Origin of the sequence: Pseudoalteromonas sp. Ld20, from assembly GCF_045064175.1 — a bacterium.
GTDB lineage: Bacteria > Pseudomonadota > Gammaproteobacteria > Enterobacterales > Alteromonadaceae > Pseudoalteromonas > Pseudoalteromonas neustonica.
In genome coordinates, this window is sequence record NZ_JBISHB010000032.1 from 93,751 (window position 1) to 108,248 (window position 14,498).

Annotated in this window: 10 protein-coding genes and 1 tRNA gene; 9 read left to right on the forward strand and 2 right to left on the reverse strand. The window is 40.3% G+C overall.

Translation table 11 applies throughout. From position 1 onward, the window contains the following. Positions 1-25 precede the first annotated feature (25 nt). From ACJJVX_RS08475 to ACJJVX_RS08485, 3 genes are all read left to right on the forward strand, one after another. Positions 26-727 (forward strand): DUF3581 domain-containing protein, encoded by a 702-nt coding sequence (locus tag ACJJVX_RS08475; protein ID WP_054204225.1) that lies wholly within the window; start codon positions 26-28, stop codon positions 725-727. A gap of 109 nt (positions 728-836) precedes the next feature. Next, on the forward strand, positions 837-2,081 hold the full coding sequence (locus ACJJVX_RS08480) for a DEAD/DEAH box helicase (protein WP_054204224.1): 1,245 nt from the start codon (positions 837-839) through the stop codon (positions 2,079-2,081). Between the two features lie 230 nt (positions 2,082-2,311). After that, entirely contained in the window at positions 2,312-3,289 is a 978-nt protein-coding gene (locus ACJJVX_RS08485) for a diguanylate cyclase (protein ID WP_405631044.1), read from the forward strand. A 10-nt stretch (positions 3,290-3,299) separates the two neighbouring features. Here ACJJVX_RS08485 and ACJJVX_RS08490 read toward each other — a convergent pair whose 3' ends face one another. Next, the gene (locus ACJJVX_RS08490; protein ID WP_054204222.1) at positions 3,300-4,256 is read right to left on the reverse strand and encodes a methylenetetrahydrofolate reductase; all 957 of its coding nucleotides are present in this window, start codon (positions 4,254-4,256) and stop codon (positions 3,300-3,302) included. 247 nt (positions 4,257-4,503) lie between these two features. On the opposite strand from ACJJVX_RS08490, the gene ACJJVX_RS08495 reads away from it, so the two are divergent. From ACJJVX_RS08495 to ACJJVX_RS08505, 3 genes are all read left to right on the forward strand, one after another. Then, positions 4,504-7,389 carry a M16 family metallopeptidase gene (locus tag ACJJVX_RS08495; protein WP_405631047.1) on the forward strand — a complete coding sequence of 962 codons (2,886 nt, stop codon included), beginning with the start codon at positions 4,504-4,506 and terminating at the stop codon, positions 7,387-7,389. 558 nt (positions 7,390-7,947) lie between these two features. Beyond that, complete coding sequence (gene cysE, locus ACJJVX_RS08500; protein ID WP_054204220.1) at positions 7,948-8,766, forward strand: serine O-acetyltransferase; 819 nt, start codon at positions 7,948-7,950, stop codon at positions 8,764-8,766. Between the two features lie 110 nt (positions 8,767-8,876). Then, positions 8,877-9,551 carry a hypothetical protein gene (locus tag ACJJVX_RS08505; RefSeq protein WP_054204219.1) on the forward strand — a complete coding sequence of 225 codons (675 nt, stop codon included), beginning with the start codon at positions 8,877-8,879 and terminating at the stop codon, positions 9,549-9,551. 36 nt (positions 9,552-9,587) lie between these two features. Here ACJJVX_RS08505 and xseA read toward each other — a convergent pair whose 3' ends face one another. Further along, positions 9,588-10,922 carry an exodeoxyribonuclease VII large subunit gene (gene xseA / locus ACJJVX_RS08510; RefSeq protein ID WP_170173081.1) on the reverse strand — a complete coding sequence of 445 codons (1,335 nt, stop codon included), beginning with the start codon at positions 10,920-10,922 and terminating at the stop codon, positions 9,588-9,590. Between the two features lie 135 nt (positions 10,923-11,057). On the opposite strand from xseA, the gene guaB reads away from it, so the two are divergent. From guaB to ACJJVX_RS08525, 3 genes are all read left to right on the forward strand, one after another. Beyond that, on the forward strand, positions 11,058-12,527 hold the full coding sequence (guaB, locus tag ACJJVX_RS08515; protein ID WP_054204217.1) for an IMP dehydrogenase: 1,470 nt from the start codon (positions 11,058-11,060) through the stop codon (positions 12,525-12,527). Between the two features lie 102 nt (positions 12,528-12,629). Beyond that, positions 12,630-14,207 (forward strand): glutamine-hydrolyzing GMP synthase, encoded by a 1,578-nt coding sequence (gene guaA, locus ACJJVX_RS08520; RefSeq protein WP_054204216.1) that lies wholly within the window; start codon positions 12,630-12,632, stop codon positions 14,205-14,207. A 154-nt stretch (positions 14,208-14,361) separates the two neighbouring features. After that, a tRNA-Trp gene (locus tag ACJJVX_RS08525) sits at positions 14,362-14,438 on the forward strand. The last annotated feature ends 60 nt before the right edge of the window (positions 14,439-14,498 follow it).

Consider the following 14,498-nt stretch of genomic DNA (forward strand, 5'->3'; position numbering starts at 1 on the left):
AAGCAGTTTAAGCAGTGAAAAAACTATGTTAAGTCCTTTTTATCAGCAACATGCTGATTATGTTTCTATTTCTCGTGAGCAAGGTTGTCGTTTCGCCAAATGTATTGCTGATGATTACAATCCTCTTCATGATAAAGATGCAAAGAAATTTTGCGCACCAGGAGACTTACTTTTTTCATTAGTGCTAGACCGCTATGGTCTGAGTGAGCGAATGGAATTTACGTTTTCGGGTATGGTGGATGAAAATACTAAACTACACTTTCCAGAAGGTGCCGATGAGTTTGAAATAACCAGTGGTGATAAGGTTATTTTAAAGGTCAAGCGTGAAGGTAAAACCAGTCAATGCCCAACACTAACGAATAGTTTAATAAAAAATTATGTTGAGTTCTCTGGTACTACTTTCCCCCATGTGATTATTCCACTAATGGGTAAGCAAGAGGTAATGATTAACCCCGCACGACCAATGGTTATTTACGAATCAATGCTTATTAATCTTGATAATATTGATATTACAGCGCCTACACTTGAATTTGCAGAGCCAAGTTTTGAATACACAGGCAAGCGCGGTAAAATCACATTACGTTTTAACCTATTAGAAAATGGCGTTAAAGTAGGTTGTGGTGAAAAGCATATGGTGGTCTCAGGTATTCGTGAGTATTGCCAAACAACGGTTGATGATTTAATTGCGTTTTACAATGAACGTAAAGCAACTTTAAAACCAGCATAAAGCAACCATTTATATTAAGGCGCTAAATTAGCGCCTTTTTTATTGGTTAATTTACGAGGTGGCTGAATATGCGTACAATAGCGCTCTTTGTCATTTTAAAGCCAAGCCTATGTCTGCTACTACATTCTCATCACTTAATCTCGATCCGGTGTTATTAAACGCAATTGAGCAAAACAATTATACTCAACCTACCGCAATTCAACTCAAAACTATCCCCCTTATCTTAGCGGGTAGTGATGTAATGGGCAGTGCGCAAACAGGCACAGGCAAAACAGCCGCATTTGTATTACCGCTATTGCATAAGTTGCTAAACACGCCTAAAAAAGATGAGCAAGGCTTGGCTCGTGTTCTTATTTTAACGCCAACGCGTGAGCTGGCTCAGCAAGTGTTTGCCAGTTTTGAAAAGTACGCACAGGGCAGTGATATAAAAGGCGCTTTAGCTTATGGTGGTGCCAGTATTGGCCCGCAAATTAAAGCGATGAAAGATGCGCAAGTCGTAGTCGCCACACCAGGGCGTTTACTTGATCACATCATTAAAGGCAGCATTAAACTTTCAAGTGTTGATTCATTAGTCTTTGATGAAGCGGACCGTATGCTCGATATGGGCTTTATTGATGAGATAAAACGTATACTGCGCCATGTGCCGAGTGATCGCCAAACATTATTATTCTCAGCCACATTTGATGACAGTGTTTTTGAGCTTAGTAAAAAATTACTTAGAAACCCAGAACTCGTGGAAGTTGATAAGCGAAACTCTGCGGCTGTTGAAGTTGAACAGGTTATTTACGCGGTAGATGAAGACCGTAAGCGTGAGCTTGTATCACACATGATTGGCATGAAAAACTGGCGCCAAGTATTAATTTTTACGCGCACTAAGCAAATGGCCGATCAGCTCGCTAAAGAAATGTGTAAAGACGGTTTAAAAACACAGTCAATCCATGGCGATAAATCGCAAGGCGCACGCGATAGAGCTTTGTTAGATTTTAAAGAAGGTTCAACACGCGTTTTAGTGGCTACGGATGTAGCTGCACGAGGCCTTGATATTCCAGCGTTAAAATACGTTATTAATTTTGAATTACCTTATATTGCTGAAGATTATGTACACCGCATCGGTCGTACAGGGCGCGCTGGTGAACAAGGGCTCGCCATGTCTTTAGTAAGCCTTGATGAGCAATGGTTACTGGAAGAGATTGAAGTGTTACTTGATACGCGTTTAACACCACAGTGGCTAACAGGTTATGAGCCTGATCCAAACAAAAAGCCGAAAGATAATCGTAAAAATAGTAATAAATCCCGTAAAGAACGCGACAAAAAGCGTGTTTTGGGCAAAAAAACTCCAAACCGTCGTCGTTAGTAGTTTATATACCCAAATCACCTCAAGATGCAGGATTCAGCGTTTCACAGGGGTTTAATTGAATCACAACAAATATCAAGGCGTTACTTTGCAAGAATGGCAGTCCCTTTTAGAAGTAACAACGATGAGAGTAAGCGCCTGCGAAACGCCCAATTTTAACTCCAACTGAAACTCGCATCTTGAGGTGGTTTGGGTATACTCATATAAGGTTAATTGTGTGAGTATGTGCTATGTTTCAAAGCAACCAGTGGATTTTTACAGACAAAGATAATCAAATATCACTGCAGAAGTGGCAAAAAACAGTCGATTTAATGTCTGACCTATTTGCTGCGCCTGCGGGTTTTATTGTGCAAGCGATGCAAAGTGGTTATCGTGTTGTCATTGCCAGTGAACAGCAAGACAATCCTTACACTGCGGGTACTATGATCCCGCTAGAAACCAACATATTTTGTAAAAAAGTCGTACAAGATAATCATTCCCTCTATGTTAATAATGCCAGTAATGATGAATATTGGCTCGACAACCCTGAAGTAAGCAAAGATGGATTTGAATCTTATTTAGGCTTGCCTATCCATTGGCCCAATGGGGATGTTTTTGGCACTTTGTGTGTGATGGATTTTGAGCAGACAGATTATCAGCGAAATTACTTAGAGTTGATAAAACAATTACGGGATATGATTGAAGATGATTTATTCATGGTTAATAGTTTTGTGCAAATGCGCGAAATAGCCATGCTTGATCCCCTTACTCATATTTATAATCGGCGTGCAGTAAGTATTCTTTCTCAGCAAAAGCTAAATTTAGCGCAAAGGTTAGGTTTTGAGGTCTGTTGTCTATTTATCGATGTAAATGATTTTAAGTTACTAAACGATACGCATGGCCATGAGATAGGTGATAAAGCATTGGTTGCATTAGCCGCAACGCTTAAAGAGTGCTTAAGAGAGGCTGATATAATTGGCCGCTTGGGGGGAGATGAATTTGTGGTTGTATTACAAACAAATGATACCAATGAACCACTTCAAATAAAGGCTAAGATAGTTCAAGGGTATAATGCTCAATTAGCTAAGCTGTCTTTACCACCGTTGAGTATTAGTATTGGTTATGGATTTGCTGAGCACACCAAAGAAACGTTTGAAATACTACTCAATAAAGCCGATAAAGACATGTATAAAAATAAATTGGCGTTTAAAGCTGGGCAATTACTTTAAACGTAAGTTGTTAGGCTATTTGTTTTTCAGCTAAATTAAGTTCCATAGTCGCTTTTAATAAACGGTATAGGTTTATTGATGCGTCGATTTCTTCTTTGCGGTTAGTTAAGCTTTCAATATTTAAACCTAACGGCACCTCTAAATGTGCACAGCTTTTTAAGATCAAGTCTAAATTTTCGCGGCAAATACGCACAGACTCACTTAATGGGTTGTGCGAATCTAGCATGCGCCACTTTGTCGCTTCAGGCACTGATATACCTAACCACTCCATAAAGTCTAAGGTTTTTTCACTACCACACGGTGTAAACGTTAGGATAATGCGTTTTGGCTCAATATCTTGTGCTTTACAGCTACGTACATAACTGGTAATTAAATCAATGGTTGCTTGCGCGTCGTATACGGCTTGTGAGATAAAAAATTGACACCCTTGCGCCGTTTTCTCAAGCAGACGTTCATGTTCATTTCGCTTACTTGCATGACGCTCTGCAATCGTAACACCGCCTAAAAAGAAATCTTGCTGCTGTTCACTTAGGGTTTTATAAGCGTTAGGTAAGCTTAATTTAATATCGCCAGCAGACGATGGGCTACCTACTAGCACTAAGTTTTTTAAATCAAATTTTTCCTTCGTTTCGCTTAACCAATCTTTAAATTCAGCCACCCCGCGTTGTGCCACACTTTTATAAGTGATGACATCTTGGTGTGATAATTTACGTAACAAGTGACTGTACTCACGCGGGTCGACCGTTTGTTTAAAAGGGAATGGCCGTGGTTTTTCTGTGCGACTGCTTTCATCTTGAATGTCGTATATGATGACACCATCGTATTCAATTTCATGTAAACGAGCTAAAAGCTTTTGTGCAATGGTTTCAAGCTGAGTTTCATCAGTTCCAATACGTGGCGGAGTTGTACCAATTAAATACACGCCTTGATTGGTATCTTCGATTTTCTCTTGCAGTGATAAAGCCATAACTCTCATTCCAGCTGTTTAGATGTCTATGCCAAACAATATAACAGCCATTTAGACGTCTAGATAGATTTTTTTAATGAAAGTTATTCAATTAATATGAAATTTATTCATGTTTGGCATGTAACTGAGTTTGTATATACACAACTGTTTACATAAATAGCTGCGCTAGGGCTCTCATATCTGCTCGCTTTATTGCATAATAAAATGACTAAAAACAAGAAATTTATTCAACTAACAAGGGATAGCAATGAAATTTAAATTATTAGCAACAAGCCTCGCGGTGACACTTGCACTAAGTGGTTGTGCGAGTAACTCAGGTTCAACTATGGTGAAAGAGGTTGAAATAACACAAACGGCTGCTAAAGCTGCAAATGATCGTGTGTTTTCACAAGACTACTTACTTGAAGAGTTAGAGAATGGTTTACGCGTCATGGTTGTTAAAACTGACTACCCTGATGTTGTTTCATTACAAATACCTGTCTCTGTCGGTTCACGTAATGAAGTTGAAGCAGGAAAAACCGGTTTTGCACACTTTTTTGAGCACATGATGTTCAAAGGATCTGAAAAATTTCCGCAAGATGTATATTCAGATATTTTAAAAAACTCAGGCGTAGATAACCGCGCGTATACAACAAATGATTATACTAACTACCATTTAAATTTCTCTAAGCAGCATCTTGATAAAGTGCTTGAGATCGAAGCTGATATTTTTCAAAACTTAAAGTATTCAGAAGAGCAGTTCCGTACCGAAGCATTAACTGTTAAAGGTGAGTACCTTAAAAATAATGCCAGCCCAGTACGCAAGTTACTTTCAGCTGTTCGTAATGAAGCATTCGAAAAACACACTTATAAACATACCACAATGGGCTTTTTTGAAGACATTGAAGCGATGCCTGATCAAATGGCCTATGGTAAAGAGTTTTTTGAGAAGTTTTATAAGCCTGAATATGTATCGTTAGTGATTGTGGGGGATGTCGATCCGCAAGAGACTATGGCAATGGTTAAAAAACATTGGGGTCAGTGGCAAAAGGGCGACTATGTTGCCGATATACCAACCGAGTCAAAGCAACAAGCTGCTAAATATGTACATGAGCAAAATGAAGGCTTACCAGGGCATTGGTTGTTAGTGTCTTATAAAGGGGCAGCTTGGGAACCTAAGAAAAAAGACAGAGCTGCACTTGATCTTCTCTCTCAGCTTTATTTTTCAAGCAACTCAGAGCTATATCAAGAGTTAGTTGTTAACAAACAAATTGCTAGCCAAATGTTTAGCTACAACCCAGACACTAAAGATCCGGGTTTACTCCATGTGTTTGTAAAAGTTGAAAATGAAGAAGATTTAGCGAAAGCCCGCGAAGCAATTAATAATACTTATGCAAAAGCTCGTACAGAATTAGTTGATAGTCAAAAGTTAGCTGATTTAAAATCGAATCTTAAGTACAGCTTTATTAATGGTTTAGATTCATCTCAATCAATCGCATCAACACTTGCAAGTTATATGCATTTTGAGCGAGACCCTGAAGTTGTTAATCAGCTATATGCAACCGCTGACAGTATCAGTGCGCAAGATATTCAAAGCATTGCTAATAAATATTTTATAGATAGCAGCCGTACAACAGTAACTATGTCTGCACTTGATAAAATTGCAGGGTTTGATCAAGAGGTTGATTTAAATACCTTAGTTGCTAGTCAGCAAACGGTTAAAGAACGCCATTTTAATGTGCTTGATAAAACCAATAGCTCACCACTGATTGATGTAAATTGGTTATTTCATACTGGCGCTGCGGCAGACCCTAAAGGTCAAAAAGGCGTAGCAGCACTAACAGCAGCAATGCTTGCACAAGGTGGCTCAGAATCTAAGAGCTATAACGATATCAAACAAGCGCTTTATCCACTGGCTGGCAGCTTTGGTTATCAATTAGATAAAGAAATGATTTCATTGCAAGGGCGTGTTCATAAAGATAATGCAGCAAAATGGTATGCGCTTGTAAGTGAGCAGTTACTTAACCCCGGTTTTAGAGAAGATGACTTTAAACGTTTAAAGAAAGAACTGATTGACGGCATTAAATCGGGCTTAAAAGCGTCTAACGATGAAGAGCTAGGTAAAGAAGTGCTTTATCACAAACTATATCAAGGCCACCCTTATGAAAGTTATAACTATGGTGACTTATCAGATCTAGAAGCGTTAACATTAAATGATGTAAAGGCGTTTTATGCTAAAGAATTTACTCAAGCCAAGCTTACAGTTGGTTTGATTGGTGCAGTGCCTGATTCGCTTAAAAACACCATGTTTGCGGATTTAAGCGCATTACCTAAAGGTGAGCAAAGCCGTTTATCAATTCCAGATGCACCAGAGTTAAAAGGTCACCATGCAACTATTGTTGAAAAGTCAGCACAGTCAACGGCGGTATCGTTTGGCTTTCCTATAGATACTATTCGTAGTAGCGAAGATTGGACTGCGCTTTGGCTTGTGCGTTCTTACTTTGGCGAACACCGCAGCTCTAACTCATATTTATATGAGCGCATTCGTCAAACACGTGGCATGAACTACGGTGATTACGCGTATATCGAGTATTTCCCTCGTGGTATGTATCAAACTAAACCTGATGCAAACCTAGGTCGTTCAGAGCAAATATTTCAAGTCTGGTTACGCCCACTTCGTTCAAATAACGATGCGCACTTTGCAACACGTACAGCGTTATTTGAACTTGATAAGCTGATCAAAAATGGCATGACAGAAAAAGACTTTGACGCAACGCGTAACTTCTTAATTAACTTTGTGCCACAAATGGTCGCAAGTCAAAATCGTCAATTGGGTTATGCGCTTGACAGTGAATTTTATAATACAGATACCTTCGTAAAATATGTAACCAGTAAGCTTGAAAAGCTCACTGTAGCTGACGTAAACCGCGTTATTAAAGCTAACTTACAAACGGATAATATTCAGTATGTATTTATCACAGGTGATGGCAAAGACATGCAAAAACGCCTAGCGTCAGAGCAAACATCGCCAATGGTGTATAACGCTGAAAAACCAGCTGAGTTAGTTGCCGAAGATAAAGTCATTGCTGATTATAAACTGGCAATACCAGCGAAAAATATTGAAGTACTTGCTGTAGATAAAGTATTTGAATAATCAATATTCAAATACCTAAGAAAGCTCAGCTTAACTAAAATGCCCCAATAATTGGGGCATTTTTATTTTGCCTATAACAAAGTAAGCCAATATACCCAAACCAACCCTTCGGGCATTTCACCGGTACTCACTCTTATCGTTGCTACTTCTAAAAGGGACGACTATTGTTGCAAAGTAACGCCTTGATATTATACCAATCGACTTAAATATTTAACCATTCTAGCGGACTAAATAAAGCGCTAACTGCGTTAGTAATTTTTCATATATGACTGCATGGATGCAGGAGGTAGAGCAATGCAGGAGCAATTGCCGAGAACAACACCATGTCAAAATTTCTGCCTTGTTATCACTGTATTTATCTTTCGCTATAAATGGTCATTAACTTAACACGATTGGTATTAAGCCCCTGTGAAACGCTGAATTGTGCATCTTGAGGTGGCTTGGGTATAGATTAGTTATATATAATAACCAGAACAAATAACGGCTGTATTAACACATCAAGGTAGAAATCCGTTAGACTGAGGAAAAGCCCATCTAGGTATTAAATAAGGCAAACCTATGCGTCATGAAATTTGGCAACAGCTTCGCACTGAAGCAAAAGAAGTCGTTACCCGTGAACCTCTGTTAGCAAGTCATGTGTATTCATGCATTTTAAATCATGAGTGTTTAGGGTCTGCGCTGAGCTTTATTGTTGCTAATAAATTGTCGGACGCAGTGGTATCAGCATTTACCATTCGAGAATTATTTGATCAGGCCTTTGTTGATTGTGACCGAATGCTCACGCATGTTGCTCATGATATAAAAGCCGTTAAAGATCGTGACCCAGCTGCCGATACCTATTTAACAGTGATATTAAACTTAAAGGGTTTTCATGCAATTCAAGCACATAGACTTGCCCATTGCTTATGGCGCCAAAATCGTAAAGAGCTCGCGCGATTTATTCAAAGTCGTACCTCAGAAGTATTTGGCGTTGATATCCATCCTGCTTGTAAAGTCGGCCATGGTATTATGTTTGACCATGCAACTGGTATAGTTATTGGTGAAACAGCCATAATAGAAGATAACGTGTCTATCTTGCAGTCTGTGACGCTAGGCGGTACGGGTAATGAAAAAGGTGACCGACATCCAAAAATTCGTGCCGGTGTTTTGATTGGTGCAGGTGCAAAAGTATTAGGTAACATTGAAGTAGGCGAAGGGGCACGCATTGGTGCAGGTTCGGTTGTTCTGAGTGCAGTACCTGCACATACGACTGTTGTTGGCGTTCCAGCTAAAATAGTGGGTAAACCAAACTGTCCCTGTCCGGCGAAAAGCATGAACCAAAACTTTTTAGATGCGGATGAGCCACAGAACGAATCACATACCAGTGCAATGTTATAAACCATACTTATTCAGGCTATCCCAAGGTGTGATCATCTTGGGAAATACAGTGATTTAGTAAAACCTCGATTACAAACCGTGGTTAAGGGTAGTAAAGGAATTACCGCACAATGATAAAAAATATTTATCTTTCTTTATTATTGGCTTTTTTAGCTGGTGTAACTCTTACTTCTGTTTTTTTTGGATTTATCGCCTCCTCTCAATTAGCATTTTTTGAAGATGATGTTCAATCAGAGCAAGCGTTTCAAACTTTTCTTAATGAGTCAGACTCAATTAAGCTTCCTCCTGCGCCTGTTAGTGCAACGCAAAGCCAAACAGATATTGCTGGAGTAAATATTTCAGCAATATCTGAATTAGTAAACCCTGCACCACTTGAAGCTCAGTTAGAAGAGTTGAGAGTTGAATTAGAAACACAGCGTAAGCTTGTAAAAGTATATGAAAAACGCCTCAATGCTCCCACCGATCTTGAACAGGCGTTACTAACCCAATTTGACGAACAAACACGTAACGAAGAGTGGGCTTATCGAACAGAGACCGCAATGAAAGACTTTTTGCAAACGGCCGATCTAAGCATCACCCCAGACATGGTAAATGCTCAGTGTAAAAGTTCGGTATGTAAATTTGACCTTTCAGCACCAAAAGATATGGATGATTTTAACCATATTCACTGGCGTGAGTTAAATGATAAGTTGGTAAAACAAGAATTTTGGCAACAGTTTACCGTTAGTACATCCAAATCCAGCGATCGAGACTTTTCTTTACTGCTTGCTACAGAGTCAAAATAACCAATTGTGCAGCAAGCAAAGAGTCGTTTACTAAAGTTAACTAACGATAGATTGAATTACTCCATCAGCTAATTCTGTCACAAGTGAATCGCCTTTATTCACTTGTGACGTTGATTTTATTACACTTCCTTGCTTATTTTTAGTGATGCTATAACCACGGGCGAGCACATTTAATGGGCTAACTGACTCTAGTTTCCCTGCTTGCATTGATAATTGGTTATTAGCATCATTTAGTTGCTGTTGCATACTTTGCTGAAGTCTTGCTTGTAATTGCTGCAATTGATGACTTGCTTGAGTAAGTTTACGATCAGGTGATTGCTGCATTAATCGTGGGGCTAAATTATTTAAACGACGCTCGTGTAAATAAATATGCTGTTGCATAGCTTGTTGTAGCGCCAAACTTAGCTCATCTAAGCGTTGTGATTGTTGATTTAACTGATTGCGCGGGTGACATAGTGTTAAGCGGTGTTCAAGTGCGGTTGCAATGCTTTGCTTTGCAGATAATTGGTGTTTAAAGGCATTTGCTAAACGGTTTAACTGCTGTTGAATTTGGTTTGCAAGCTCGCTGCTGTTTGGACTTACAAGCTCCGCAGCTGCACTAGGTGTTGCTGCACGTACATCAGCTACATAATCACTTATCGTGGTATCAATTTCATGACCTACAGCGCTAATAATTGGCAGCTCACTGGCAAAAATAGCACGGGCAAGCAGCTCATGATTAAAACACCATAAGTCTTCCAGTGAGCCACCACCCCGGCCTAAAATAAGTACGTCGACTTCATTACGGGCATTGGCTATGTTTATTTTATCAATCAGTTGCAGGTGCGCCTCTTTCCCTTGCACCATCGCAGGGTAGATCACGACTTCAAGTTGTGGGGCGCGGCGTTTTAGAACCGTCAAAATATCTTTAATTGCTGCCCCTGTAGCGGATGTAATAATGCCCACACGATGCACAACAGATGGAATTGGCAGCTTATGTGCTGAGCTAAATAAGCCTTCAGCGGCAAGACGCATTTTTAAATCATCAAACTCTTGCTTTAATTGACCTTCGCCCGCGGCTTCCATATGTTCAACAATCAGTTGGTAGTCGCCGCGTGGCTCATATAAAGAAACACGCGCACGTACAGTTACTTGTGCGCCATTTATAGGGCGGTATTGTTGATTACGGTTGTTACCGCGCCACATGGCTGCTTTTACTTGGGCACGATCATCTTTGAGTGTGAAATACCAATGGCCAGAGGCAGGTGTAATGAAATTTGATATTTCACCCGTTAAATTTAACGATGCAAACCCTTGTTCGAGTACGGTTCTGATCTCTCTATTTAATCTAGAAACGGTATAAATCGTTTGCTGCTGGGATGTTACGGCCATAAAGCGACTCTAAAAAGCGATGATGACGGTATTTTATCATAAATATTTGTGAAATCTTATTTACTCGTGCCCATAACGCTGATAAAATTTGGCCGCAATTCCTTATACAAGATCCACATGTGAGAAGTTGCCAAAATGCTTAGAATTGCTAAAGAAGCTCTTACCTTTGATGACGTACTTTTAGTACCAGGTCATTCTACTGTTTTGCCACATACGGCAAATATTTCAACTCGCTTAACGCGTGGTATCAAACTTAACTTGCCGCTAGTTTCAGCATCTATGGATACTGTTACAGAAGCCCGCTTAGCGATTGCGCTGGCACAAGAAGGCGGTTTAGGTTTTATCCACAAAAACATGACTATTGAAGAACAAGCTAAAAACGTACGTAAAGTTAAAACGTATGAAGCCGGCATTGTTTCTTTTCCAGTTACAGTTACAGCGGATTTAACCATTGCAGATGCGATTGTACTTGCTGAAGAAAAGGGCTTTTCAGGCTTTCCGGTAACGGATGCTGAAAATGGCCTTGTGGGTATTGTTACCAGCCGCGACATGCGTTTTGAAACAAAACTTGAACAGCCAGTTTCAACGGTAATGACTAAAAAAGAAAAATTAGTCACCGTTAAAGAAGGTGCTGCACGTGATGAAATCTTAGGGTTAATGCACGAGCACCGTATCGAAAAAATCCTTGTTGTTGATGATGCGTTTAAATTAAAAGGCATGATCACAGTAAAAGATTATCAAAAAGCACAAGACAAACCTGATGCGTGTAAAGATGAGCAAGGTCGTCTTCGTGTAGGCGCTGCTGTAGGTGTCGGTCCTGGTACAGATGAACGTATTGCCGCATTAGTTGAAGCGGGTGTTGATGTATTACTAATAGATACTTCACATGGTCACTCTCAAGGTGTTATTGACCGCGTAGCTGCAACACGTCAAGCTTACCCAGACTTGCAAATAGTCGCGGGTAATGTGGCAACAGCTGAAGGCGCTATAGCGCTTGCTGATGCCGGTGTTGATGCCGTTAAAGTAGGTATCGGCCCAGGTTCAATCTGTACTACGCGTATCGTTACTGGTTGTGGTGTACCACAGATCACGGCTATTTCTGATGCAGTTGAAGGCCTAAAAGGTCGCGATATTCCAGTGATAGCTGATGGCGGTATCCGTTTCTCTGGCGATATCGTAAAAGCATTGGTTGCTGGTGCATCATGTGTAATGGTTGGTTCTATGCTAGCGGGCACTGAAGAAGCGCCGGGTGAAGTTGAACTTTATCAAGGTCGTTACTACAAATCATACCGTGGTATGGGCTCGCTTGGCGCGATGAACCAAAAAGAAGGTTCATCTGATCGTTACTTCCAAAAGTCAAACCAAGCGGACAAGCTAGTTCCTGAAGGAATTGAAGGTCGAGTGGCTTATAAAGGCCCAATCGCAACCATCATTCACCAACAAGTTGGCGGCCTGCGCAGTGCAATGGGTTTAACCGGTTGTGCAACTATTGATGAATTAAACACTAAACCTCAGTTTGTACGCGTTACTTCAGCAGGTATGGGTGAGTCACACGTTCATGATGTGCAAATCACTAAAGAAGCACCTAACTACCGCTTAGGTTAATCAATATATTATTGATATTACTGGGCTAGCTTTTGCTGGCCCTTATTTATTTTTAGTCATTCAGATACCCTGAGTGCCAGTTCTTGACTAACGAGACCCTCAATGAGCAAAGACATTCACGATTCACGAATTCTTATTTTAGACTTTGGTTCGCAATACACGCAATTGATCGCCCGCCGTGTGCGAGAAATTGGTGTTTACTGTGAACTGTGGGCATGGGACGTAACGGAAGAGCAAATCCGTGAGTTCAATCCACAAGGTATCATCTTATCTGGTGGCCCTGAGTCAACAACGTTAGAAAACAGCCCGCGTGCCCCTGAATATGTATTTAATGCCGGTGTACCCGTACTTGGTATTTGTTACGGCATGCAAACAATGGCGACTCAACTTGGCGGCAACGTTCATAGCTCTGATAAGAAAGAGTTTGGTTATGCGCAAGTTGAAAAAGTAGGCAATTGTGCATTATTTGATGCCATTGAAGACAGCATTACTGACGGCGGCGAAGGCATTCTAGATGTATGGATGAGCCACGGCGACAAAGTAATGGAAATCCCTGATACTTTCAAAACCACAGCTAAAACATCTACTTGCCCACATGCGGCAATGTCTAACGAAGAAAAGCGTTTCTACGGCGTGCAGTTCCACCCTGAAGTAACACACACTCATCAAGGTCAGCGTTTATTAGAGCGCTTTGCTGTTGATATTTGTGGTTGTGAAAAATTATGGACTGCTGAAAAAATCATTGATGACGCAATCGCGCGAATTAAAGAGACTGTTGGTGAAGATGAAGTCATATTAGGTTTATCAGGCGGTGTTGATTCATCGGTTGTAGCTATGCTTATCCATCGCGCCATTGGCGACCGTTTAACCTGTGTATTTGTTGATAATGGTTTACTTCGTTTAAACGAAGGCCAACAAGTAATGGATATGTTCGGTAATAAATTTGGCTTGAACATCATTAAAGTAGAAGCTGAAGAGTTATTTTTAGCGGACCTTGCTGGTAAATCTGATCCTGAAGATAAGCGTAAAGCCATTGGTCATACGTTTATTAAGGTATTTGATAGCGAATCTAAAAAGCTTAAAAATGCTAAATGGTTAGGCCAAGGTACTATCTACCCAGATGTCATCGAATCAGCAGCATCAGCGACAGGTAAAGCACATGTGATCAAGTCTCACCACAATGTGGGGGGCTTACCGGATGATATGGAAATGGGCTTAGTGGAGCCATTACGTGAATTGTTTAAAGACGAAGTGCGTAAAATTGGTTTAGAGCTAGGTTTACCATACGACATGCTTTACCGTCATCCGTTCCCTGGGCCTGGTTTAGGTGTGCGCGTACTTGGTGAAATCAAAAAAGAATACTGTGATTTACTACGTCGTGCTGATGCTATCTTCATTGAAGAGCTACACAAAGCTGAGCTTTACCATAAAGTGAGCCAAGCGTTCACGGTATTCTTACCAGTTAAGTCGGTAGGGGTAATGGGTGATGCACGTAAGTACGATTGGGTTGTGTCGCTTCGTTGTGTAGAAACTATCGACTTTATGACAGCGCGTTGGTCACATTTACCTTATGAGTTCTTAGGTCTGGTTTCAAACCGCATCATTAATGAAATCGACGGTATCTCACGTGTTGTTTACGATATTTCAGGTAAACCACCTGCAACAATCGAATGGGAATAATTAAAACTTAGTAGCAAACTAGTTTGATAATTGATTGTAAAACGGCGAATTAGCATGCTAATTCGCCGTTTTGTTTATTTAAAAAGCAGTTGAACTAAAAGTGTAATTTTTTTCTTTACCTTTAGCGAAACTTCTCTATAATTCGTCGCATTGCAGGGGCGTAGTTCCAATTGGTAGAACAGCGGTCTCCAAAACCGATGGTTGGGAGTTCGAGTCTCTCCGCCCCTGCCATTTCTTCTTTACATCGTTTTTATTACTTCTTATATTGTTCTTGTTTTTAAATCTACTGAG